The sequence below is a fragment of the Bradyrhizobium iriomotense genome (assembly GCF_018129405.1).
GTDB lineage: Bacteria > Pseudomonadota > Alphaproteobacteria > Rhizobiales > Xanthobacteraceae > Bradyrhizobium > Bradyrhizobium iriomotense_B.
In genome coordinates, this window is record NZ_JAFCLP010000035.1 from 15,382 (window position 1) to 37,051 (window position 21,670).

The following is a 21,670-nucleotide window of genomic DNA, read 5'->3' on the forward strand; positions in this document are numbered from 1 at the left end:
GTTCCGGGGCGCGAAGCGAACCCGGAACCTCGAGATTCTCAGGTGCGCAATTGCGCACCGTAGTTCGATGCTTACGCATCGCCCCGGAATGACAGATGAGGATATACAAATGACAAAACTCAGCGAAGCCACCCGCAACAAGCTCAGATCCGTCTCCACCGCCACGGTCGCAACCGCGCTGTTCAAGCGCGGCCTGCGTATCCAGATGATCCAGGACGTGCATCCTGTCGGCGCCGACCAGCCGACCATGGTCGGTGAGGCCTTCACGCTGCGCTACATGCCGGCGCGCGAGGACCTCAACACCATCGACGTGTTCAAGGACCGTTCGCATCCGCAGCGCAAGGCGGTCGAGGACTGTCCGCCCGGCGCCGTGCTGGTGATGGACAGCCGCAAGGACGCCCGCGCGGCCTCGGCCGGCGCGATCCTGGTGACGCGGTTGATGAAGCGCGGCGTCGCCGGCGTCGTCACCGATGGCGGCTTTCGCGATTCCGCCGAGATCGCCAAGCTCGGCATTCCCGCCTATCACCATCGTCCCAGCGCGCCGACCAATCTGACGCTGCACCAGGCGATCGAGATCAACGTGCCGATCGGTTGCGGCGATGCGCCGGTGTTTCCCGGCGACGTCATCCTCGGCGATGCCGACGGCGTCATCGTGATTCCCGCGCATCTCGCCGACGAGATCGCCAGCGAAACCTTCGAGATGACCGCGTTCGAGGATTTCGTCACCGAGGAAGTCGGCAAGGGCCGCGGCATTTTCGGTCTCTATCCGGCGACCGATCCGCAGACGCTCACTGATTTTGCGGCATGGCGGAAGAAGAACGGGAGGTAGCTCAGCAACGCACTGCCGTAGCCCGGATGGAGCGCAGCGCAATCCGGGAACGGTCTTGCCAGCTGTACGAATCCCGGATTTCGCTGCGCTCCATCCGGGCTACGAAGCTACGCCTCCGCCATCCCCGCCGCCCACAGCGCGAACGCGTAGACGATCGCGACTTCATCGAGCCGGTCGAACCGCCCCGAGGCGCCGCCATGGCCGGCGCCCATGTTGGTGCGCAGGAGAACCGGGCCGCCGCCTTTCATGGTGGCGCGCAGGCGCGCGATCCACTTTGCCGGCTCCCAATAGGTGACGCGCGGATCGGTCAATCCGCCCATCGCCAAAATCGCGGGATAGTCCTTGGCCGCGACATTGTCGTAGGGCGAGTAGGACAGGATGGTGCGGAAATCCTTCTCGCTCTCGATCGGGTTGCCCCATTCCGGCCATTCCGGCGGCGTCAGCGGCAGCGTGTCGTCGAGCATGGTGTTGAGCACGTCGACGAACGGCACCTCGGCGACGATGCCGGCGAACAATTCGCCGGCGCGGTTGGCGACCGCGCCCATCAGCATGCCGCCGGCCGAGCCGCCATGGCCGACGATGCGCTTTGCGCTGGAGTACTTCGCATCAATCAGCGCGCGGGCGCTGGCTGAGAAATCGTCGAACGAATTCGTCTTCTTCTCGCGCTTGCCGTCGAGATACCAGCCCCAGCCCTTGTCGGCGCCGCCGCGGATATGGGCGATGGCGTAGACGAAGCCGCGATCGACCAGCGACAGGCGGTTGGCATTGAACGAGGCCGGCATCGCCATGCCGTATGAGCCGTAGCCGTAGAGCAGCAGCGGCGCCGTGCCGTCGAGCTTGAGCCCGCGGCGATGCAGGATCGACACCGGCACCTCGGCGCCGTCCTGCGCCAGCGCCATGATGCGCGTGGTGACGTAGTCGGCCGCGTTATGCCCTGAGGGAATCTCCTGCCGCTTGCGCAAGGTGCGCGTGCGCTTGACCATGTCGTAGTCGTAGACTTCCGACGGCGTCGTCATCGACGAATAGGCAAAGCGCAAATTCGTCGTCTCGAACTCGTAGGAGCCCATCGTATCCAGCGAATAGGCCGCCTCGTCGAAGGCGATGGCGTGCTCCTCGCTCGTTTTGAGATCGCGGATCACGATCGACGGCAGCGCGTTGGCGCGCTCCAGCCGCACCAGATGGCCGGCATAGAGATCGAGGTCGATGATGTAGATGCCGGGCCGATACGGGATCAGATCACGCCAGTTCGCCCGCTCGGGTGAGCCAAGCGGCGCGGTGACGATCTTGAAGTCGATGGCATCGTCGGCATTGGTGAGGATGAACAGCTCGTCGCCGCGATCGGCGAGTGAATATTGCACGCCTTCCTCGCGCGCCGCGACCAGGCGCGGCGGCGCCTCGGGGTTAGCGAGGTCGATCAGCCGCTGCTCGCTTGTCTCGTGGTCGCCGCCCGCGATCACGCAGAAGCGGCCGCTGGTGCTCTCGTGCAGATGGGTGAACCAGCCGGCATCCTGTTCCTCATAGACCAGCGTATCGTCGGCCTGCCTGGTGCCGAGCTTGTGCCGCCACACCTGCATCGGCCGGTGATTGTCGTCGAGCTTCACATAGAAGAAACTCTTGCAGTCCGCGGCCCAGACCACGCCGCTGTCGGTCTCCTCGACGACATCGTCGAGATCCTTGCCCGTCGCCCAGTCGCGCACGCGGATCGAAAAATATTCCGAACCCTTGGTGTCCGCGCTCCAGGCCTGCAGCTTGTGATCATACGAGTGCCGGCTGCCGCCGAACTTGAAATATTTGTGGTCCTTGGCGAGCGCGTCGCCGTCGAGCACGATATCGCCCTCGCCGCCATCGCGCGGCATGCGTCCGAACAGCTCGTGCTGCCCGCCCTCGCGGAACCTGCGGAAATAGGCGAACGGACCATCCGGCGACGGCACGCTGGAATCGTCCTCCTTGATCCGTCCGCGCATCTCGCGCACCAGCGTCTTCTGCAGGGACGCGGTATGGCCGAGCAGGCTCTCGGTGTAGCCGTTCTCCTCGTCCAGATATTTGCGGATGTCAGGATCGAGCACGGCGGGATCGCGCAGCACTTCCTGCCATTTCTCGTCCTTCAGCCAGGCATAGTCGTCGGTCACGGTGATGCCGTGCCGGGTGAAGGAATGCGGCCGGCGCGGGGCGACGGGGGGCTTCGAAGGTGTTTTGGCTTGTGTCACTCGGTCCTCATTCAACTACGTGTCGCGGCGTCGCCCTTCTTCACCTCTCCCCGCCTGCGGGGAGAGGTCGGAATTTGCAAGAGCAAATTCCGGGTGAGGGTGTACAGGTCTCTCGACCATCTCGCGTGCGGAGAGAGGCCCCTCACCCCGACCCTCTCCCCGTAAGAACGGGGAGAGGGAGAAGACGCGTTCCCTTATATCGTCCTGATTCTACGAATTACCAGCGGGGCTGCTTCGAGGACTGCGCCAAGTCGCGGGGTTGTTGATCCGCCCCTTGTATGCTTTAGGCTCCATATCCCGCCGCCGGTCCAGCCTGATGCTGTTCAATTCCTACCCGTTCATCCTGCTGTTCCTGCCGGTCGTGCTGGCCGGCTATTTCTGGCTTGGGCGGCGCAGCAATCTGACACCGGTGATCTGGCTGGCGCTGGCTTCGCTCGCCTTCTATGCGATCGGCAGCTGGCAGTTCGTGGCCCTGCTGCTGATCTCGATCGCGTTCAACTATGGCGTCGGCCACCTCCTGATCGTGGCGGAGCTCGCCCCCATGCAACGCAAGGCGGCGCTCGCATGCGGCCTCGCCGGGGATCTCCTCCTGCTCGGCATCTTCAAATATGCGGGCTTCGCCGCCGACAACATCAATGCGGTGTTCGGCACGCACCTCGCAGTCCACATCCTGCTGCCGGTCGGCATCTCCTTCTACACCTTCACCCAAATCGCGTTCCTGGTGGACGCGTATCGCGGCCAGGTCGCACGGTACGCCTTGCCGCATTACGCGCTGTTCGTGACCTATTTCCCGCATCTGATCGCGGGGCCGATCCTTCACCACAAGGACATGATCCCGCAATTCGAGCACGAGGACTCAAAGCGCCCCGATGCGCATCTGATCCTGTGCGGGATCATCATCTTCGCGATCGGCCTGTTCAAGAAGACCTGCCTTGCCGACGGCATCCAGCCGCTGGTCGCGCTCGCTTTCGAGGCGCGCTCGCCGAGCTTCGACCAGGCCTGGTGTGGTGCGCTCGCCTACACGTTCCAGCTCTATTTCGACTTCTCCGGCTATTCGGACATGGCGATCGGCATATCGCTGATGTTCGGCATCTTCCTGCCGGTCAACTTCAACTCGCCCTACAAGGCCACTGGCATCGTCGAGTTCTGGCGGCGCTGGCACATGACGCTGTCGCAGTTCCTGCGCGACTATCTCTACATCCCGCTCGGCGGCAACCGCAGGGGACGCGTGCTGCGCTACGTCAATCTGATGATCACGATGCTGCTCGGCGGGCTCTGGCACGGTGCGGCCTGGACTTTTGTCGTGTGGGGCGCGCTGCATGGCGCCTATCTCTGCGTCAATCACGCGTTCAACGCGCTGGTGCCGAACGTTTCCCCTCTGCTGGCGCGACCGGGTCGCATGCTTGGAGCCGTGCTGACGTTCCTCGCTGTCGTCATCGCCTGGGTGTTCTTCCGCGCCGAGAGCGTCACCTGGGCGTTGCGGGTTCTGCATGCGATGGCTGATCCCGCAAACATCGTCTTCGGCCGCGAGGAGATCGCAGCATTGGTGCAGGTCGTAATCTATGCCGCGCTGGTATGGCTGGCGCCGAACACGCAAGAGATCATGGGCTACGATCACGGCAACCGCCGGGTCGGTGAGGCCTTGCGAGCAGGGCGCATGCGGCCGCTGGCCCTCTATGCGGCGTCGCTGGTGCTCGCGTTCGGCGTCCTGGGCATCCAGAGGCACAGCGAATTCATTTACTTCAGGTTCTGATGCGCGGTTCGTTCACCAGCCTGAAGCGTCTTCTCCTCGCCAGCGGCATGTGCCTGCTGGGTGCAGCAGTGCTCACCTACGTCGTCGATCCCCTGCAATTGTTCCGTCCCTCGCGACTGGCGTTCTACTCCGACGACACGCGCGTGCAGAATGCCGGGCTGATCCGCAGCCAGCCGTTCGACACCGCCTTCATGGGCACCTCGCTCGCGATCCATTTCCGCCAGAGCGACATCGACCGCGCGCTCGGCGTTCGCTCGCTCAAGCTGGCGATGACCGGCTCCAACTCGCGCCAGCAGGCCTTCGTGCTGGAGCAGGCGATCGACCGCGGCGCCAGGGGCGTGATCTGGGCGATGGACGATTTCAGCTTCGTCGATGCCGCCGATATCGAGGCCGACCCATATCTGTCCGTCGATCTCTATCGCGGGACGGCCAAGGGGATTGCGTCCTACGTCTTCAGCGCGGCGATGGCGAAGGAATCGCTGTTCACGGTGATGCGGTCGATCCCGCCGCTGCGGGAGCCGCTGACCCGAGCGGCGCCTTATCTCCCCGTCAAGTTCGCGCTGGAAGATGTCGACGACATCTACGCGCTGCCGCGGAATTTCGAGATTGCTCTCACCTACAATGCGCAGAAGACGTTTGCCGCCTTCGCTTACATCACGAATCCCGTGCGCAGCCGTTTCCTCGGCGAGGGCTATGGCTACGATGCGATGATCCGGCATTTCGAGCACGACGCCGTCGGTCTCATCACGCGTCATCCGGACGTGACCTTCGACATCTACCTGCCGCCCTATTCGATCCTGCAATTCGTCGCGATGCGCGATGCCTCACCCGAGACGCTGAAGATCGTCACCGATCTCACGGCGCATATCGCGCAGCGATTGACGCGGCTGCCCAACGTGCGCCTGCACGATTTCCGCGCGGTCAAGGCGGTGACCCACGACCTCGATAATTACAGCGACGTCATCCACCATTCGCCGATGGTGGATGCGATGGTGCTGAAGTGGCTGGCGAGCGGGGAATACCGCGTCGATCCGAAAGCGCCGCTCGCGTCGTTGAATGAGTTAAAGGCGCAGGTCGAGGCGTATCGCGTGCCACGATCGAACCTGCCGTAGCCCGCATGAGCGAAGCGATATGCGGGGCCTCGCGCAAGATCCCGGGTGTCGCTTTGCTCACCCGGGCTACAAGACTGCAGCTGTGATGTTCAGCAGTCGCCAAAAGCTCCGTTGTCGTCCCGGCCGAGTGCGCAATTGCGCACTCGGCCGGGACGACGGCGGCTGCTACACCGCCACTTCCTCGCCGAGATACGACACCGCCGCTTCCAGCCCGCCCTTGCCGTGCGGGATCTTCAGCGCGTTGAGGCCCACCTCGATCACGCCGAGCGTGCCGAGCAGCATCGGCGCATTCACATGGCCCATATGGGCAATGCGGAAGGCTTGTCCGGAGAGGTCGCCGATGCCGGTGCCGAGCACGACGCCGCACTTGTCCTTGCAATAGCGTTGCAGCACTGCGGGATCATGGCCGTTGCTCATGGTCACCGTGGTCACGGTGTTGGAGCGCTCGCTCGCCTCCGCGACATTGAAGCCGAGCACCTGGCCTTCCGACCACATCGCAACCGCGCGCCGCGCGGCTTCGCCGAGCAGGCTGTGGCGGCGGAAGGCGTTCTCCAGCCCTTCCTCGTGCAGCATGTCGATCGCCTTGCGCAGCGCGAACAACAGGTGCACCGGCGCGGTGCCGGCATATTTGCGATAGTTCTCGGTGCCCTCGCGCTCGCTCCAGCTCCAATAGGGCGTCGACATGTTCGCCTTCTTGTGCACCTCGAGCGCGCGCGCATTGGCGGAGACGAAGCCGAGGCCGGGCGGCGTCATCAGGCCCTTCTGCGAGCCGGACATCGCGACGTCCACGCCCCATTTGTCCATCTCGAACGGCATGCAGCCGAGCGAGGCGACGGTGTCGACCATATACAGCGCGGGATGACCGCTCGCCTTGATCGCCTTGCCGATCGCCTCGATGTCGTTCTGCACGCCCGAGGCGGTATCGACCTGAACGACGACGACGGCCTTGATCTTGTGCTCCTTGTCGCGGCGCAGGCGTTCCTCGACCTCGTGCGGCCGCACCGCGCGGCGCCAGTCGCCCTTGAGCACCTCGACCTCGGCGCCCATCAGCGCCGCCGCATTGCCCCAGCCGATCGCGAAGCGGCCGCTCTCCAGCACCAGCACCTTGTCGCCGCGCGACAATACGTTGCTCAGCGCCGCTTCCCAGGCGCCGTGGCCGTTGGCGATGTAGATGTAGGATTTGCCCTTGGTTGCAAACAGCTTCGAGATGTCGCTGAGCAGGCTCTCGGTCAGGTCGAGCATCTCTTTGGAGTAGATGTCGATCGCCGGACGGTGCATCGCCCGCAGCACCTCGTCGGGCATCGTGGTGGGCCCGGGGATGGCCAGAAATTCCCGGCCCGCGCGAACGGTCATTGCATTGGTCCTTGTTGCTTGAGAACAGGATGGTGGGTTGCTGAGTCTCACTTTTACGCGGCGTTGGAGGCCAAGAAAAGCGCGCAAAACGCAGGTCTGGGGCTCTTATCTCTTGGTCTCGCGACACCCGGCCGCTTCGGCCTCTTCGACCGAGCAGAACCAGCGGGTGCCCTTGCTGATCTTCATCTTGATCTGGGTGTACCAGCGGCTGGTCGGCTGGTGATAGATGCACTCGCCGGCGCTGTTCACATTGCCCTTGATGGTGCAGTCGGGTGAGGGCGCGACCGGCCCCGAGGCTGAGGCGAGCAGCACCGCATGCGCCCCTTCCGGGGGCTTGGTGGCGCCCAGGATGGCGGTCTTCTTGTTGCGAACGCGCCAGTCCCAGGGCGCGATGAAGGCGCCCTGCCACATGCCGGCTTTTGCCTCGCGCGCGGCGGCTTCGTCGGCGTCGTAATCATGGGAGATGCGGGTGTAGGCCAGTGCCCAGCCGTTGCGCACCAGCCATTTCTGGATGTCCTCGCCGCCGACCTCGCAGCGCGCGACCGTGCGGCCGCGCCGGTCGATCGCACGGGTGTGGCAGACCCAGTTCTTTCCTTCCGTGTATTTGGCGAGTTCCTCGCGCGCCGCCACGCCACAGGTCCAGCGCTCGCTCTTGGTGTTGAGACAGAGCTGGTCGGATGATGGCGCGTCGATGCCGCCGAGCCGGATCCGCGTGTTGCCGATCACGACGGAATCGCCGTCGCGGACCTTTGCCGTGCCGGTGATGTCGGCAGCCTCGGCCAGCGAAGGGATAGCGAGCAAAGACAGCGCAATCAGGACTTTTCGCAACATGCCGGTCCGGGTGTTCAGGACAATCTCGATAAGCCGCGCAATTGTGGTCGGCTTTTGTCCGCTCGGCCAGCATATGCCTAACGGATAGGCTTTCAACTTCCTGTCATTTTGCGACGGTCTCGTAGGGTGGGCAAAGGCGCGCTCTTCGCGCCGTGCCCACCATCTCTTTGTGGTGCATGGTGGGCACGCTTCGCTTTGCCCACCCTACGAGACTGCGTCCGGGGCACGAGACTGTCACCCCCGCGCCATCGCCCGCTTGGCCACCGTCAGTCCCATCAGCACGAACGCCGAGGTCACCTCTGCGCCGCCGACCAGGATCCGCGTCGGCGTCTTCATCTTGTTCCATTCATAGGCGCGGAACGGGCCGCGGCGGCCGCCTTCGCCGATGCTTGCGATGATGACGTTCAGCGCCGGCGCGAAGGCACGCGGGTCGGCGCCGAGATGGCCGAGCGCGATCAGCGCCAGCGCGGCGTCGAACACGTTCATCTCCGCGGCCATCAGCTCGCCCTTGACGTAGGAGAGCACGCGGTGGCGGATGAAATCGAAATCGCCGTCGGGATCGATCGCCGCCTGCGCCGCCAGCGGCAGCGCCAGGAAGGCCGCATAACAGCGGCCGAAATAGGCGCTGTAGAGCTCGGGCAGATAATAGATGTGGGAGCGCGGATTGGCGAAGGCGCCGCTCGCCGCCAGCCGCTTCTGGAAACCGATGATCCGATGCACGGTGGCGAGCCGCGCCGGAGTCTCCAAAACCTTCCAGCGCGCGAGGTTACGAAAGCTCACCTCGAGAATGTCGAGATTGAGCGTCGGATCGAGATCGTTGCCATAGGGCCGCTCACCCTTGAGGTTGTCGATCCAGGTCGCGACCCCGCCCTCATAGTCGATATTGTCATTGAGCGGCACGGTGACGCGCGGCACGTTGACGCCCGCACGCACCTGGTAGCCGGCGTAGAAATCCAGCAGCGGCTGGTCGATGATCGCATCAAGGCAGCCGGCCTGTGTCGCCGCCGAGATCGAGCACGCCGTGGTGTCGCAATCCGGCACATAGATGCCGAAGCCGAGCTCCTGCTTGATCTGGGCGAAGAAGCGGGAAAAGCGCGGATGCGGCGCCGGCGCCAGCGCGGTGATGACGTTGAAGCGCGCGCCATCGGTGCCCTCGACTTCCTCGCGGCTGATATTGACGCAGAAATTCACCATGTCGGCGATCGCGCGGTCTGCCGCGATCTTGTCGGCCGCCGAGGCGAGCCCGGTCTCGACATAGCCGAGCAGCGCCTCGATGAAGAACGCATCGTAATAGGCCGAGCGGTGGCGGATCTGTACCGGCTCCCACATCGGCTCGGCGATGCCTTTCCAGGACGGATTGACCACAGCGCGCGCGGGCGAGCGTGCGATGAAGACGCGCGCGAGGTTGAACAGCAGCGAGGAGTTCTTGTAGCCGCGCGCGTTCAGCCCGGTCAGCGCCATGATCAGCTCGCGGCCGCGACAATCGGGATCGCCGATCAGGTTGAAGGCGGCATAGGTCGGCAGGAAGCCGTTTTTGCGATACGAGCCGAGCAGGTGCTGCGCGCAGTCGCGGATCACGCCGTCGATCTCAGCGGTTTGCGGCATGGTGCCGGTGAACATGGCCGGCGGCGGCTTCGGATGGTCGAGCGCGATGCTGTCGACGAGATCGGCCACGGGTTGGCCGACTGCCGCCCAATCCGGCTCGGCATCATCGCGGGCGCGCGTGAGCGCCTCGCGCAGCCGGGTCAGCTTCGCCTCGTCGCGCAGTTCGGGCAGCCCGGCGCGCCGCAGCAGCATCCGCAATGCGGGATTGCCGAGCGCGGTCTTGTAGAACTTTGCCAGATGCGGGTCGCCTTTGGCGCCAGCCGCCAGCACGGGATCGCAGACCTCATAAAGCGAGGGGCCGTCCTTCCGCGCCGTCAGCGCCCGGCAGGCGGCGCCGGCAAAATAATGAAAGCTCATGAAATACCTGGTCGCGGGGCCTTGCCCGGGAACGGCCAGCGCGCACCGTCCGCCCGCCACCCCCTGCAAGTCCTTGAAAAGCTACCCGGATTCGCAGGAAAAACAAATGTGATGGACGTCACGGAAATAACAGGCACGAGGCCTGCATGATCAGGCCCCGGAAGCTTACGGGGATGTCATAAATCGAGAAAATCGGCATGGAGAATTAACTAATAGCTTCAAAGACTTAGCTCAAAGTTTGGGCGATCTATTGCCGGCGGGGCGATATCCGGTTAAGGGTTTGTTTGGTGCGGCGCCGCAAATTGCGCGCAATTCGGGGGCACTCCCCGGGCCAATCCCTCAAACCTAAAGACGCTATCGCGCTACTCAAACAGTGTGCGCGCGCTTGGCTGGTCTTTGGCACTGACAGGAATGAACCGAGATGAATGTAAGGCAGCTCGACATTTCCCGACGCACCATCGCGGTGGCCGCAGCCCTCATCGGCACGGTGTCGCTGGTGATCGGCGCCCATGCTGCCCTCAACATGCGCGCGCTGGATGCCGCCAAGGCTGTGACGACCGACCAGATCACCGGCTCAATCGGCCAGACCTCGCGCCTCGCGCTCGTCATCGGCAATGGACATTATCCCGACGCCAGCGCGCCGCTGACGCAGTCGATCAACGACGCCCGCGCGCTGTCCTCGTCCCTGCGCAGGAACGGCTTTGACGTCGACATGGTGGAAGACGCGACCAAGGACGACATGGTCCGCGCCGTCAATCGCCTGAAGTCCCGGATCAAGCGCGACACGGTCGTCATGCTGTTCTTCGGCGGGTTCGGCGTGCAGGCCGGACGCGAGAGCTACATGCTGCCGGTCGATGCCGTGATCTGGAAGGAAAGCGACGTCCGCCGCCACGGCGTCTCCATCGAGGGCGTGCTCGAGATGATGAAGGAGCAGGGCGCCAAGGCCAAGCTCGTCGTCGTCGACGCCTCCCGCCGTAACCCCTATGAGCGCCGCTTCCGTTCCTACAGCCACGGCCTCGCGCCGATCAGCGCGCCCGACAATGCGCTGATCCTCTCCTCGGCATCACCCGGCAAGGTCGTCGACGACGGCAAGGGCGAGCACAGCGTGCTGGTCGGCGAGCTGCTCGGCAATCTCAATGCGCAGAGCGGCAGCGCCGAAGCCGTCTTCAACAAGACCCGCGTCGCCATCTCCCGTGCCTCCGAAGGCGGCCAGGTCCCGACCGTGTCGTCCTCGCTGCTCGAAGACGTCCATTTCGGCGAAGCCGGCAGCTAGTTTCTCTCGGCAATCGCAGCTCTCGTAGGGTGGGCAAAGGCGCAACGCGCCGTGCCCACCATCTTTCCAGGATTTTCGATAGAAGACGTGGGCACGCTTCGCTTTGCCCACCCTACGATTATGTGTGCGTAGGCACGTCTGCCTCTCCATCGTCATTGCGAGGAGCTCTTGCGACGAAGCAATCCAGGATCCCTCCGCGGAGAGATTCTGGATTGCTTCGCGGAGCCTGTCATCGGGCCGCGCTTCGCGCGGACCCGTTGGCTCGCAATGACGGCTGAGAGGCTACTTCGCCGCTTCCGCGCTCGCCATCGCCGGGCGCACGGGATCGCCTTCGCGGAGCAGCGCGCCGGCGCGGGCGACGACGACGTCGCCTTCGTTGAGGCCGTCGCGGACCTCGATATTGCCGCCCGACATCAACCCGATCTCGACGCGCTTGGTCTCGACGCGGTTGCGGCGGATCACCTGCACCACGGTGCCGGCGGACGAATATTGCACGGCGGTGAGCGGCACGGCGACGTTGCAGCTCTGGCCGGTCTTGATCAGCGCGCGCCCGCTCGCATTCAGCAGCAGCCGCTTCTGCGAGGAGATGCCGATATAGACCATGCCTTGCTGGATGTTCGGCTCGACGGTCGGCCCGATGCGGCGAATCTTGCCCTCGATGTCGCCGCTGCCTGCGATACGCACGGTCGCCGGCTGGTTGACGGCGAGCTTGCGCACGTCGGTGGTCGCGACCAGGCCGACGAGATCGTATTCGCTGCGCGCCACGATGGTGAACAGCGCCTCGCCCTTGGCCGAGGCCAAGTTGCCGATTTGGGCCGTGGAGGTCGCGATCACGCCCGCCACGGGAGCCGTCACCTGAAGCGTGCCGCCTTCGGGCAGCGCGAGGCGCGCCAGCACCTGGCCGGCCGTGGTGGTGTCGCCGGCTTCCGCCAGCACCTCCGTCACCTTCAGGCCCGGACGCTCGGGCCGCACCGAGCTTTCCTCGCGCGCGATGATAGTGCCGGTGGCCTCGACGATGTCGGAGAAGCAGGATTTCGCGACCTTGAGCACCGTGACCGCCGGGCCCTTGGGCGCATCGTCATCGGCGGCTCGGGCCGGATATTGACCGAGGACGAGCACTCCGGCGACGGCTGCGGGATACAGGCTTCGAACAACGGCACGGGACAAAGGGCGCATCGGAAATTCCACGGGGGCTATGCCTCCAATCGATAGCAGATGGCGGGGGCCCGGACTACGGCAGCGTTGTCCCAAAGCGGGATGCCACGGCGCCCGGGCTGGCGCGGCAAGTCCTTGATTAGTCGCAGGATTGGGCAACAGGTTCGCTGCCGGCCAAGCCGGCCCCGAGCGGACAGCTCAGCTCCGGCGATCGCCGAGCAGCCTGCCGGTGGAGCGGTCGATCAGATGCAGCCGCGTGCAGGCCGGGCAGGGCACGGAAACATGCGTGCGATCGGCCGGCGCGTCGTCGAGCCGGTGCTGCACGTTCATGCCGGTCTGCGGGCATTTGAAGAGGATATGGCGGTCCATGACCGCCATATGATGGCAACGCGCGACTTCCGAAATTACGGATGATTACGTAGGTCGGTCGCGGCCCCCTCACGGCAGGCTCAGGAATTCCACCCAGTTCGGCTTCTTGCCGGTGGGGTAGGACTTCAGCTTGGCCAGCGCGCCGCTTGACTGGTCGATCGCATAGATCGTCATGCCGTCGGAGAGCTCGCCGACCGCGGCAAGGTAACGCCCGCTGGGATCGACGTTGAAGGCGCGCGGCTGCTTTTCGGTCGGCACGCTGCCGATCGTGGTCAGCTTGCCGGTGGCCACGTCCACCTTGTAGGCGGCGATCGTGTTGGTGGTGCGCTCGGAAGCGTAGAGGAAGCGGCCATCAGGCGTGACGTGGATGTCGGCGGCCCAGGGTTTTCCGGTGAACCCTTCAGGCAGCGCGGTGGTACGCTGGATCTCGTTCCATGCGCCGCTCCTGGCTTCATAGGTGAATGCGGCAACATCGCCGTTCAGCTCGTGGAGGAGATAGACGAACTTGCTGTTCGGGTGGAACACGAAGTGCCGCGGCCCCGATTTTTCCGGTACCTTGTAGGCCGGCGGATCGCTCGGCGTGAGCGCACCGGTGGTGGGCTCGAACGCAAAGCTCAACACCTGGTCGGAGCCGAGATTGGTTGCGAACACGAAGCGGTTGTCGGGCGAGGGCAGGAAGGCGTGCGCGTTCAGCCCGGTCGGGATCACCTGGGTCGGCGCGGCAACCACGCCGTTCGCTCCAAGCGGATTCACCGCGACCTTGTTGCCGCCATAGGAGGCGCTGAACAGCACCTTGCCGCCGCGATCGGTCGCAATGTAGGCCATGCTGTCGGCGAGCGGCCCGTTGCCGATATGGCTGAGCTGGCCCGTCTTGGGGTCGATCGAAAAGCTCACCGCCTGGAACGGCTGCGAGCGGACGCCGGCAATCAGCACGCGGTGGTCGGGCGTGATTGCGAGCGGCGTCGAGGATCCCGGTTTTTCCACGCCGGCGAAGGCGGCGGTCTGCACCGGTGTCATCTCGCCGTTCTCGGCCAGCTTGAATACGCTGATGTCGTTGCTGTCGGCGTTGCCGACATAGGCGTAGGTCTCGGCCATGCCGGCACGGGCTCCCAGGGTGAGGGCAAGAAAGGTGAGAGTGGTGGCGATCGCGGCGCGGGGCATTTTGGACGCGACGCGGCGGGTCGGACTCGACATGGGCGTTCTCCTCGGGGCCAGTGCGGCGTTGTCGTTTTGCCGGAGAGGATAGCGGGCGGCACGTTGCCGCACCAAATTCCAATTGAGATCGATCGATGCCGAAATTGTATCGGTCGCACTGGTGCGGCTATCGCACCGCCGCCGTCAAATTGCGGGAGGGCAGGTGCGGGCCGGCCGGGCGGTCCGGCGGCCCGAGCACGGTCCACACCGCGACCGCGAGCAGGGCGCAGGTCAGAATCGTCCAGGCGACCAGTCGTTTTCGCATCACGGCCAAATCCCGTCCGTCAAATGCATGCGGCGACGCACGCCGGTCATCGTGCACTGCAACCGGCGACGTTTCTATGAACTCGTTCACAGGCGAAAACAGGGCAAGCGAACCAATGCCGTGCGCGGGCATTGACCCGGCATGCCCCGCGAAAACGATCTCGAAGGCAAGCCCGACATGGGCGGCAAGCATGGCGGTCAGGCCGGCCAACCCAAGCTGCCGCCGCGCCCACACGAAGGCTCGCGCGATGAGGATGTCGTGGCAAAGCGCCACACCGGTGAAACCGATCGCGCATCGCCGCCGACCAAATCCAAATAGCGCCTCGTCCGCATCGCGCTCGCGTCAGGAACGGCAGCCTCGCCTTGCCGTTACCTTGATCCCGCAGGCAGAGGACGCCAAAACGGAGGGTGGCACGTGTTTTGGATTTATTGGGACACCGCCTGGTCGATCATCATCAGCGGCATCATGTTCACCACCATCGTCACGCATCCTGACGCCGAGTTCGTCGAGATCCAGGCGGCCAAGCAGGTGAAATAAGCCTGTCAGTCTGTCGGGTGGGTTAGCCGCTCACGCCCGCGCTCGTTCCACAGCCGACAATGCAAGGCGTAACCCACCACGCTCCAGGTGAGACCGGCGGTGGGTTACGCCCGGCGGACTGCGCTTCGCGCATCCGCAAGGCTAACCGACCCTACGAAATCACTGCACCATCGCCGCAGCGATCTTCTCCGCCGTCATCAGCACCGGAAAGTTGGTGTTGGCGCATGGCACCACCGGGAAGATCGAGGCGTCGACGACGCGCAGGCCCTGGATGCCCTTGACGCGGCCCTGGTTGTCCACCACCGCCATCGGATCGTCGGCGCGGCCCATGCGGCATGAGCACGAGGCGTGCCAGACGCCGATGGTGGCCTTGCGGACGAAGGCTTCCAGTGCCTCGTCGTCGTTGATCACGTCGGCGAAGGTGAAACCTTCGACCACGAAATTGTCGATCAGATAGTGACGCAGCGCCGCCGGACCGTCCATCATGGTTGCCGCGATCCTGGTCAGTATCATGAACGCCACGAATGGCCCGCGAGTCCGGATATCACGTCATGCTGCCCGGGATGAAACAGCGGATCATGGCGCGGCCGTTCACGTAATAGGGCCAGACGAAGGTGCGGCCGGCGCGGTTCGGCTCTTTGACTACGGCATCATCAGGCACGGTGACCCACTCGCCCAGAAGGCGCACGCGGTAGTGTCCGTCCTGTGTGTCCCAGTCGACGTCATCCAGCGCGGTGCCGTCGGCGTCGGCGCAGCACGGACCTCCAGCCTTGCTGTGCAGGCTTTCGAACCAGCCTTTGAGCGGAGAGTTCGCATAGCGGCCGTCGTCGCGGGCCTGTGCGGACGGGGCGATCACGACGATCGCCAGCAAAGGAAACATCCTGAAGGTCACGATCGCCATCTCGCCTCGCTCGATCCGCGCCTGCGCGCAAGAACGCAGGCGCCACTCGCCTGCGTTGCGTGTCATGTGATGCTGGCTGACGCTCTCCGGCCACGGTTCCGGCCGGCTCAGCGGAGCGATAACCGCGATCCCGAGCGTTTGATCCTATTTTTCGGACAGGGACCGGTCGTCGTCGCGCAATTGCAGGTGGAGAATGGTGGCGCAAGAACGGACATGCCGCAGGTCTTGCTCGGCCTGCGCGCCACAATTCCTTCTCCAAGTCCCTTGATTTGAATCAATGTGACATCGCCCTGCCGACCGTTGTTAGCGTGGTGCCTGGGGGCTACTCAGGAGGTCGCCGATGATGAAAATAGTAGTGATCGGAACAGCCGCACTCCTTCTTGCCGCACCGTCGATTGCCAGCGCGCAAGCGCCGTCCCCTGCGACGTCGGAACGGCTAAACGCAGTGGACCGGAATACACTGATCGACATGCGGATCGATTTGACCAAGGCCGCGTTGCAGCTGACACCTGACCAGGAAAAGCTCTGGCCGCCTGTCGAGAGCGCCATTCGTGCCAGAGCGGAGGATCGGAAGGCCCGTGTTGCAAAAATTTCGGAAACAGTGGGTCGACGGGCCGACCAAAATGCCGTCGAAACGATGCGTAATCGTGACCCCATCGCCTTCCTGCAACGACGTTCGGAGGCATTGGCTCAACGATCAGCCGATTTGGATAAACTCGCCGAGGCGTGGCAGCCACTCTACAAGACCCTCAATCCCGAACAACGGCAGCGCATGGGGGCCCTCGCGGTCCTTGTACTTCACGACATGAGCGATGTCGTGGAACGACGTCGTGCGCAGGCCGAGGATGAGGACTGAAGCAGGATGTTGATTCATACAAGCCGCGTGATGGTCTGAACCTGCGCGGCTAACTGACTTTAGGCCTGGGGATATCCCCTTTGTCAGGGACGACATCCCCAGGCCGCATTCAAAGTGCTGTAGCCGATCAACGTGGCGCCAACCCGCGGCAGCGTTGGTGTTCACATCGCACCGAGCTCGGGCCCGCGACCGAAAGGCATTGCGGGCATCGCTGATGGAGGCGGCGGGGATAAGGAGGGCCCGCTAAGCCGCGGCAGCCTGCTTCGACAGCAATTGTTTCAGCTTCGCGGCCGGCACGGCTGGGCTGAACAGCCAGCCCTGCATCTGGCTGCATCCGAGCTGCCGCAGCACCTCGCGCTGGGCTTCGGTCTCGACGCCTTCCGCCGTCGTCGCCATGCGGCGGGCGGCGGCCATGTGCACCACGGCCTGCACGATCGGCGAGGAATCCTCGGGCTCGCCGATGTCGCTGATGAAGCTGCGGTCGATCTTGATCTTGTCGAACGGGAAGCGGTGCAGATAGCTCAGCGATGAATAGCCGGTGCCGAAATCGTCGAGCGCGATGCGCACACCGAGCTCGCGCAGCTGCTGCAGGATCGTCAGCGCTTCCTCGTCGTCACGAATGAGAACGGTCTCGGTGATCTCGAGCTCGAGCCGGCCGGGTGCGAGGCCCGACTCGGCGAGCGCGGCTGCTACTTTCAAGGCCAGCGACCGCGACCGGAACTGGACCGGCGAAACGTTGACAGCGATGTGGATATTGCCCGGCCAGCTCGCAGCCTCAAGGCAGGCCTGCCTCAAGACCCATTCGCCGATCTCGCCGATCAGTCCGGTGTCTTCCGCGACCGGGATGAAATCCGCCGGCGAGACCATGCCACGCTCGGGATGGCGCCAGCGCAAAAGCGCCTCGCAGCCGGTCACGACATTGGCTGCGAGATCGACCAGCGGCTGATAGTGCACCTCGAACTCGCCGCGCGGGAGCGCCTGGCGCAGATCGAGCTCGAGCTGGCGCCGCTGCCGCGCCTTGGCGTCGTATTCGGGCACGAAGACGCGGAAGGTGCCGCGGCCTTCCGATTTCGCCGCGTACATCGCAAGATCGGCGCGCTTGAGCAGGTCGTCGAGATTGTCGCCGTGCTCCGGCGCGATCGCGATGCCGATGCTGGCATCGGTCGGAATCTCCTGGCCCTTGCAGTTCACCGGCGCACGCAGCGTCTTGAGGATCGTGTCCGCCAGCGCCGTCAGCTCGGCGTGATCACAGGTGCCGGCCTTGACGATGGCGAATTCGTCGCCGCCGAGCCGCGCGACGAGGTCGTTGCCGCTGACGCAGGCGCGCAGGCGGTTCGCGACCTGGCGCAGCAGTTCGTCGCCGACCTCGTGTCCCAGCGAGTCGTTGACGCCCTTGAACTCGTCGACGTCGATATAGAGGATCGCGAACGGCTTGCCTTGGCCAAGCTCCGCGACGCGGCGCTCCAGATGGCTGCGCATCAGCACGCGGTTGGGCAGGTCGGTCAGCGCGTCGTAATGCGCCATATGCGCGATGCGTTCGTTGGCGCGGATGCGCTCGGTGACGTCGTCATGGGTGGCGAGCCAGCCGCCGGCAGCGCCGGGCTGGTTCTTGATCTCGATCAGGCGGCCGTCACCGGTCTCCACGATCGAACTGTGCGTCTGCTCGACGCTGCCCAGGATGCCGTCGCAATAGGCGTCGACGTCGCCGTCGAAGGAGCCGGTGTCGTGGCGGTGCTGGATCACGTCGCGGAAAGAGGCGCCGGGCTTCACGATTTCGGTCGAGAGGCCATACATCTCGATGTAGCGCCGGTTGCAGACGATCAGCCGCTCGTCCTGGTCGAACATCAGCAGGCCCTGCCTCATCGTGTTCATCGCGGTGTCGAGCCGCTGCTTCTCGAGCGAGAGGCGGTGCGTCACCTGGCGGAAGATCAGGAACAGCGTCAGCACGAGCAGGGCGATCGACAGCACGGCGACAGTGACGAAGAATTTCGTCTGCGTGCGCCAGGTGGCGAGCGTCGCGTCCAGCGATTTGGTCGCGACCACGACCAGCGGCTCGCCGGTCAGGAGGCGCGAGGCGACGATGCGATCCTTGCCGTCGATCGGGCTCGCGAGCTGCGTCGTGACGAAGGTGCGCTCGAACACCGCCATCTGCTCCGGCGTGCCCTTGCGGAAATTCTGCCCGATCATGGCATCGACATGCGGGATGCGCGCGAGCAATTGGCCGTTCTGGTGGTGCATCGCGATCGAGGACTCTTCGCCGAGCCCGGTCGAGGCGAAAAAGGATTCGAGCTGCTCCGGCGCAATCGCGCGCGAGACGATGCCGAGGAACTCGCCGTGTGGGCCGGAGACGCGCCGCGCGAACACGATCGCCGGCCCGTTGCCGAGCCGTCCTGGCACGACCTCGATCTCTTCCTGCGCGGCCGGGTCGTTCCTGAGGCGATTGAAATAAGCGCGGTCGGCGACCGAGACGTCGGCGACCGGCCAGCGTCGCGACGAGTTGATCAGGATGCCGTTGGCGTCGAACAGATTGGCGCCGGCGACATCGGACCAGCCGCTGGCCTTGGCGCGCAGCACCTCGTGCATGGCGAGCGTGCCCATCTCGCTCCGGAACACGTCAGCGGACTGGATGCCGTGGCTTTCGAGCTCCGCGATGATGCCCTTCTGCAGCACCGCGAAATCCTCGAACTCGCGATCGAAATGGCGGGCCAGCAGCCGCACCGAGTTTTCCAGGCTATCGCGGCCGCTTTCGATCGCGTTCTGCCGGAAGCGGTCGACGGTGAGCGCGGTGCCGATGGCGGTCGCAAGCATCAGCACGAAGCCGCCGGCGATGAGCCATGTCAGCGGCGCTCCCTGCCAACGGCGAAGCAACGCGCGCATGCGCGCGCTCCATCTGATCGATGTGCCCATCCAGCCCTCCCGTGGGATGCAAGATGCAGCAAAACCAACAAGACCCAGTTACCGCAAAGGGTTAGGAAAATATGAATCGGAGCGGAATCAGTGGTTTGGTTCCGCCGGGCAGAATTGCCGGAAACCTACAGCCCCGGGACGGCGCTTTACGCAGCCACGGGCTAACCCACCTTGTGAGCTGCGCAGCCAGCCCTCTACCGCTTGATCTCCCAGTTCAGCGCTTCCGCATTGCCCTTGGCGAACATCCTGGGCACGTCGAAGGTTCCGGTCTTGAGGTCGTAGCGGCAGCGCCAGTTGGCCAGTCCCTTCACCGCGACGTTCTTCGGATGCTTGTCCATTTCGCCCGACAGCGAGATCAGGAGGTAGCGGTTGTTCGGCCAGTCGACGCCGAGCCAGCGATAGGCATCTTCGGTGCCTTTCATCAGATTTGCCGAGATGTGATAGTCGAGCTTCATGTTCTTCGTATCGGGCCGGCTGTGGAAATAGGCCCAGGCGAGATCGCTGAGCGATTTCTTCGTCGCGTTCACGAAGGTGCCGTTCTCGAAATGATAGAGAAATAGATCCTGCTCGCCCGAACCGGTCTTCTGCATCCGCACCAGCCATTGCGAGTCGCTGGTGAAGCGGAAGCCGGCGCCATAGCCCTGCTCGGGCTTCAGCTCCGTCATCTGATCGCCGCGCCGCGCCCAGACCTGCCATTTGACGCCGAAAAGGTCTTCACTGTCCTTCATGTACTGCTCGAGCTTGGTGGCGCCGTCGGGCGAGGTGAAGGCGAGGTCCTTATTGTCGGTGAGGACGTAGCCCGGCGGCGGGCCGGACGCCGCGAGTGCGGGGGCGGCGGAAAGCGTCAAGGCGAGCGCCACCCATCGGGCCGTGCGGATAAATGCGGTCACGGGAAAATCCTTAAAAAATAGCCGCCGTGCGGCCTCGCCGATTTGACTCCGTAAGGGCCGTGCCGGTTCATCCGCAGCGGGCGGAAACGATGGCGGATCATCCCTTCGAGCGACTTGCTGCCGTAGCCAAATCGGCGCAGGCTGCGGCCATTGGCTTGATTTGCCAGCAAGGGTTCGACCTCCGATGATAACCGCAACCAAGGCCTTCATGACGTTCTGCCTGCTCGCGGTGGTCGGCACCGTCCTTGTGATCGGTCCCGCCGAGCTGCGCCGCCTGTTGCCGGGCGGAGCGGGCACCGAGATCGCTGTCGCCGCCAAGCCCGAGGCCAAGCCCGAGGCCAAGGGCGAGACCAAGACCGCAGCCAAGGCAGAGTCCAAACCCGAGCAACCGAAGCTCGCCGCCGCACAGCCAGCGCCAGCCCCGGCACCGGCCGCCGAGGCCCAGAAGCAGGTCACGGCCGCGCTCGCCGATCTCGCACCGGTCAAGCCGCAGCCCTCCGCGACCGACGCCGGTCCCCGGTTCGACGTCGCCCGCATCGACGATCATGGCGAGGCGGCGGTGATCGCGGGCCAGGCCGCGCCGGGATCAAAGGTCGAGCTGCTGCGCGACGGCCAGCCGCTCCATTCGGTCACGGCCGATGCGTCGGGCCAGTTCGTCATGACGCCGCCGCAGCTTCCCGCCGGCAGCTACGAGCTGACGCTGCGCGCCAGGGCGCCTGACGGCACCGTCACGCAGTCCAGCCGGACCATGCCGGTGATCATTGCGGAGGCCGCGCCGCCGCCCGCGCGCCCCGTGCCGGTTTCGAAGCAGGCCGAGAAGGCGGACGACAAATCGGATGTCGTGGCGTCGCTGCCATCGGCCGCACCGCGCCTCGCTTCAACGCCTGACAGGTCCGCGGTTCGGCCCAGGATGATGGGCACACCGAAACCGAGGAGCATGGCACGTGCGCCTGCCGCAACGACGGTCGCATCGGCGTCGCCGGCCGACGCGCTCAGCGCCGTACCGGCCGAGGCAGGCGGCAGCCGTGTGATCTCCCGCGGCGACAGCCTGTGGGCGCTCAGCCGGCTCGCCTATGGCGACGGCGCCCGCTATGCGGTGATCTTCAACGCCAACCGCGACAAGATCCACAACCCGAACCTGATCTATCCCGGCCAGACCTTCGTATTGCCGCGGAAGCCGTAGTGACGCGCGGTCTTTCCTCTCCCTCTCCCCGTTCTTTGTTCAGACCGGGGAGATGGTGGACGGGTGTTCGGAGACATCGTGGACACTTTCGAC

At 64.7% G+C, this 21,670-nt stretch carries 19 protein-coding genes and 1 pseudogene; 7 read left to right on the forward strand and 13 right to left on the reverse strand.

Annotation, left to right across the window (positions count from 1 at the left end; translation table 11 throughout):
* Positions 1-109: 109 nt before the first annotated feature.
* On the forward strand, positions 110-829 hold the full coding sequence (locus JQ592_RS37005; RefSeq protein ID WP_211407637.1) for a ribonuclease activity regulator RraA: 720 nt from the start codon (positions 110-112) through the stop codon (positions 827-829).
* 107 nt (positions 830-936) lie between these two features.
* Here JQ592_RS37005 and JQ592_RS37010 read toward each other — a convergent pair whose 3' ends face one another.
* Positions 937-3,036 carry a S9 family peptidase gene (locus tag JQ592_RS37010; protein WP_211407638.1) on the reverse strand — a complete coding sequence of 700 codons (2,100 nt, stop codon included), beginning with the start codon at positions 3,034-3,036 and terminating at the stop codon, positions 937-939.
* 316 nt (positions 3,037-3,352) lie between these two features.
* On the opposite strand from JQ592_RS37010, the gene JQ592_RS37015 reads away from it, so the two are divergent.
* Together JQ592_RS37015 and JQ592_RS37020 are read left to right on the forward strand one after the other, a co-directional pair.
* Positions 3,353-4,789: an MBOAT family O-acyltransferase gene (locus JQ592_RS37015; protein WP_211407639.1), complete on the forward strand. Its 1,437-nt coding sequence runs from the start codon at positions 3,353-3,355 to the stop codon at positions 4,787-4,789.
* Positions 4,789-5,901 (forward strand): hypothetical protein, encoded by a 1,113-nt coding sequence (locus JQ592_RS37020; protein ID WP_211407640.1) that lies wholly within the window; start codon positions 4,789-4,791, stop codon positions 5,899-5,901. Before JQ592_RS37015 ends, JQ592_RS37020 begins: the two co-directional genes overlap by 1 nt.
* A gap of 165 nt (positions 5,902-6,066) precedes the next feature.
* Here the strand turns inward: JQ592_RS37020 and JQ592_RS37025 are convergent, their stop codons facing one another.
* From JQ592_RS37025 to JQ592_RS37035, 3 genes are all read right to left on the reverse strand, one after another.
* Entirely contained in the window at positions 6,067-7,254 is a 1,188-nt protein-coding gene (locus JQ592_RS37025; RefSeq protein WP_211407641.1) for a pyridoxal-phosphate-dependent aminotransferase family protein, read from the reverse strand.
* A 105-nt stretch (positions 7,255-7,359) separates the two neighbouring features.
* On the reverse strand, positions 7,360-8,085 hold the full coding sequence (locus JQ592_RS37030; RefSeq protein ID WP_211407642.1) for a thermonuclease family protein: 726 nt from the start codon (positions 8,083-8,085) through the stop codon (positions 7,360-7,362).
* A gap of 234 nt (positions 8,086-8,319) precedes the next feature.
* The gene (locus tag JQ592_RS37035) at positions 8,320-10,047 is read right to left on the reverse strand and encodes a hypothetical protein (RefSeq protein ID WP_211407643.1); all 1,728 of its coding nucleotides are present in this window, start codon (positions 10,045-10,047) and stop codon (positions 8,320-8,322) included.
* Between the two features lie 421 nt (positions 10,048-10,468).
* Between JQ592_RS37035 and JQ592_RS37040 the strand changes: the two genes are divergently transcribed.
* On the forward strand, positions 10,469-11,320 hold the full coding sequence (locus tag JQ592_RS37040) for a caspase family protein (RefSeq protein ID WP_211407644.1): 852 nt from the start codon (positions 10,469-10,471) through the stop codon (positions 11,318-11,320).
* 282 nt (positions 11,321-11,602) lie between these two features.
* On the opposite strand, the gene JQ592_RS37045 is transcribed toward JQ592_RS37040, so the two are convergent.
* The 4 genes from JQ592_RS37045 to JQ592_RS37060 form a co-directional block, all read right to left on the reverse strand.
* A complete protein-coding gene (locus tag JQ592_RS37045) occupies positions 11,603-12,496 on the reverse strand; it encodes an efflux RND transporter periplasmic adaptor subunit (RefSeq protein ID WP_211407645.1) in 894 nt (297 codons plus the stop codon).
* A gap of 177 nt (positions 12,497-12,673) precedes the next feature.
* Complete coding sequence (locus JQ592_RS37050; RefSeq protein WP_211407646.1) at positions 12,674-12,844, reverse strand: hypothetical protein; 171 nt, start codon at positions 12,842-12,844, stop codon at positions 12,674-12,676.
* A 69-nt stretch (positions 12,845-12,913) separates the two neighbouring features.
* Positions 12,914-14,038: a lactonase family protein gene (locus JQ592_RS37055; RefSeq protein WP_211407647.1), complete on the reverse strand. Its 1,125-nt coding sequence runs from the start codon at positions 14,036-14,038 to the stop codon at positions 12,914-12,916.
* A 127-nt stretch (positions 14,039-14,165) separates the two neighbouring features.
* Entirely contained in the window at positions 14,166-14,513 is a 348-nt protein-coding gene (locus JQ592_RS37060; protein WP_211407648.1) for a hypothetical protein, read from the reverse strand.
* Positions 14,514-14,717: 204 nt separating this feature from the next.
* On the opposite strand from JQ592_RS37060, the gene JQ592_RS38705 reads away from it, so the two are divergent.
* Entirely contained in the window at positions 14,718-14,840 is a 123-nt protein-coding gene (locus tag JQ592_RS38705) for a hypothetical protein (protein WP_271580850.1), read from the forward strand.
* Between the two features lie 159 nt (positions 14,841-14,999).
* On the opposite strand, the pseudogene JQ592_RS37065 reads toward JQ592_RS38705, so the two are convergent.
* A pseudogene (locus JQ592_RS37065) lies at positions 15,000-15,350 on the reverse strand (GMC oxidoreductase); the annotation flags it as partial.
* A 34-nt stretch (positions 15,351-15,384) separates the two neighbouring features.
* Positions 15,385-15,741, reverse strand: a complete 357-nt coding sequence (locus JQ592_RS37070) for a hypothetical protein (RefSeq protein WP_211407649.1) — start codon at positions 15,739-15,741, stop codon at positions 15,385-15,387.
* Between the two features lie 340 nt (positions 15,742-16,081).
* Here JQ592_RS37070 and JQ592_RS37075 point away from each other — a divergent pair, with 340 nt between their 5' ends.
* Entirely contained in the window at positions 16,082-16,597 is a 516-nt protein-coding gene (locus tag JQ592_RS37075; protein WP_211407650.1) for a Spy/CpxP family protein refolding chaperone, read from the forward strand.
* A gap of 243 nt (positions 16,598-16,840) precedes the next feature.
* Here the strand turns inward: JQ592_RS37075 and JQ592_RS37080 are convergent, their stop codons facing one another.
* The 3 genes from JQ592_RS37080 to JQ592_RS37090 all read right to left on the reverse strand — a co-directional run bounded on the left by JQ592_RS37080 (position 16,841) and on the right by JQ592_RS37090 (position 20,564).
* Positions 16,841-19,504 (reverse strand): bifunctional diguanylate cyclase/phosphodiesterase, encoded by a 2,664-nt coding sequence (locus JQ592_RS37080; RefSeq protein ID WP_211407651.1) that lies wholly within the window; start codon positions 19,502-19,504, stop codon positions 16,841-16,843.
* A 194-nt stretch (positions 19,505-19,698) separates the two neighbouring features.
* The gene (locus JQ592_RS37085) at positions 19,699-20,394 is read right to left on the reverse strand and encodes a hypothetical protein (RefSeq protein WP_211407652.1); all 696 of its coding nucleotides are present in this window, start codon (positions 20,392-20,394) and stop codon (positions 19,699-19,701) included.
* The gene (locus JQ592_RS37090) at positions 20,391-20,564 is read right to left on the reverse strand and encodes a hypothetical protein (RefSeq protein ID WP_211407653.1); all 174 of its coding nucleotides are present in this window, start codon (positions 20,562-20,564) and stop codon (positions 20,391-20,393) included. Before JQ592_RS37090 ends, JQ592_RS37085 begins: the two co-directional genes overlap by 4 nt.
* 14 nt (positions 20,565-20,578) lie before the next feature.
* Here JQ592_RS37090 and JQ592_RS37095 point away from each other — a divergent pair, with 14 nt between their 5' ends.
* On the forward strand, positions 20,579-21,577 hold the full coding sequence (locus JQ592_RS37095; protein WP_211407654.1) for a LysM peptidoglycan-binding domain-containing protein: 999 nt from the start codon (positions 20,579-20,581) through the stop codon (positions 21,575-21,577).
* Positions 21,578-21,670 lie beyond the last annotated feature (93 nt).

Coding starts and splice junctions, on each gene's coding strand:
- JQ592_RS37005 (WP_211407637.1), top strand. CDS start 110: ATGACAAAACTCAGCGAAGCCACCCGCAACAAGCTCAGATCCGTCTCC.
- JQ592_RS37050 (WP_211407646.1), bottom strand. CDS start 12,844: ATGGACCGCCATATCCTCTTCAAATGCCCGCAGACCGGCATGAACGTG.
- JQ592_RS37035 (WP_211407643.1), bottom strand. CDS start 10,047: ATGAGCTTTCATTATTTTGCCGGCGCCGCCTGCCGGGCGCTGACGGCG.
- JQ592_RS37045 (WP_211407645.1), bottom strand. CDS start 12,496: ATGCGCCCTTTGTCCCGTGCCGTTGTTCGAAGCCTGTATCCCGCAGCC.
- JQ592_RS37055 (WP_211407647.1), bottom strand. CDS start 14,038: ATGTCGAGTCCGACCCGCCGCGTCGCGTCCAAAATGCCCCGCGCCGCG.
- JQ592_RS37070 (WP_211407649.1), bottom strand. CDS start 15,741: ATGGCGATCGTGACCTTCAGGATGTTTCCTTTGCTGGCGATCGTCGTG.
- JQ592_RS37030 (WP_211407642.1), bottom strand. CDS start 8,085: ATGTTGCGAAAAGTCCTGATTGCGCTGTCTTTGCTCGCTATCCCTTCG.
- JQ592_RS37040 (WP_211407644.1), top strand. CDS start 10,469: ATGAATGTAAGGCAGCTCGACATTTCCCGACGCACCATCGCGGTGGCC.
- JQ592_RS37075 (WP_211407650.1), top strand. CDS start 16,082: ATGATGAAAATAGTAGTGATCGGAACAGCCGCACTCCTTCTTGCCGCA.
- JQ592_RS37015 (WP_211407639.1), top strand. CDS start 3,353: ATGCTGTTCAATTCCTACCCGTTCATCCTGCTGTTCCTGCCGGTCGTG.
- JQ592_RS37095 (WP_211407654.1), top strand. CDS start 20,579: ATGATAACCGCAACCAAGGCCTTCATGACGTTCTGCCTGCTCGCGGTG.
- JQ592_RS37080 (WP_211407651.1), bottom strand. CDS start 19,504: ATGGGCACATCGATCAGATGGAGCGCGCGCATGCGCGCGTTGCTTCGC.
- JQ592_RS37020 (WP_211407640.1), top strand. CDS start 4,789: ATGCGCGGTTCGTTCACCAGCCTGAAGCGTCTTCTCCTCGCCAGCGGC.
- JQ592_RS37025 (WP_211407641.1), bottom strand. CDS start 7,254: ATGACCGTTCGCGCGGGCCGGGAATTTCTGGCCATCCCCGGGCCCACC.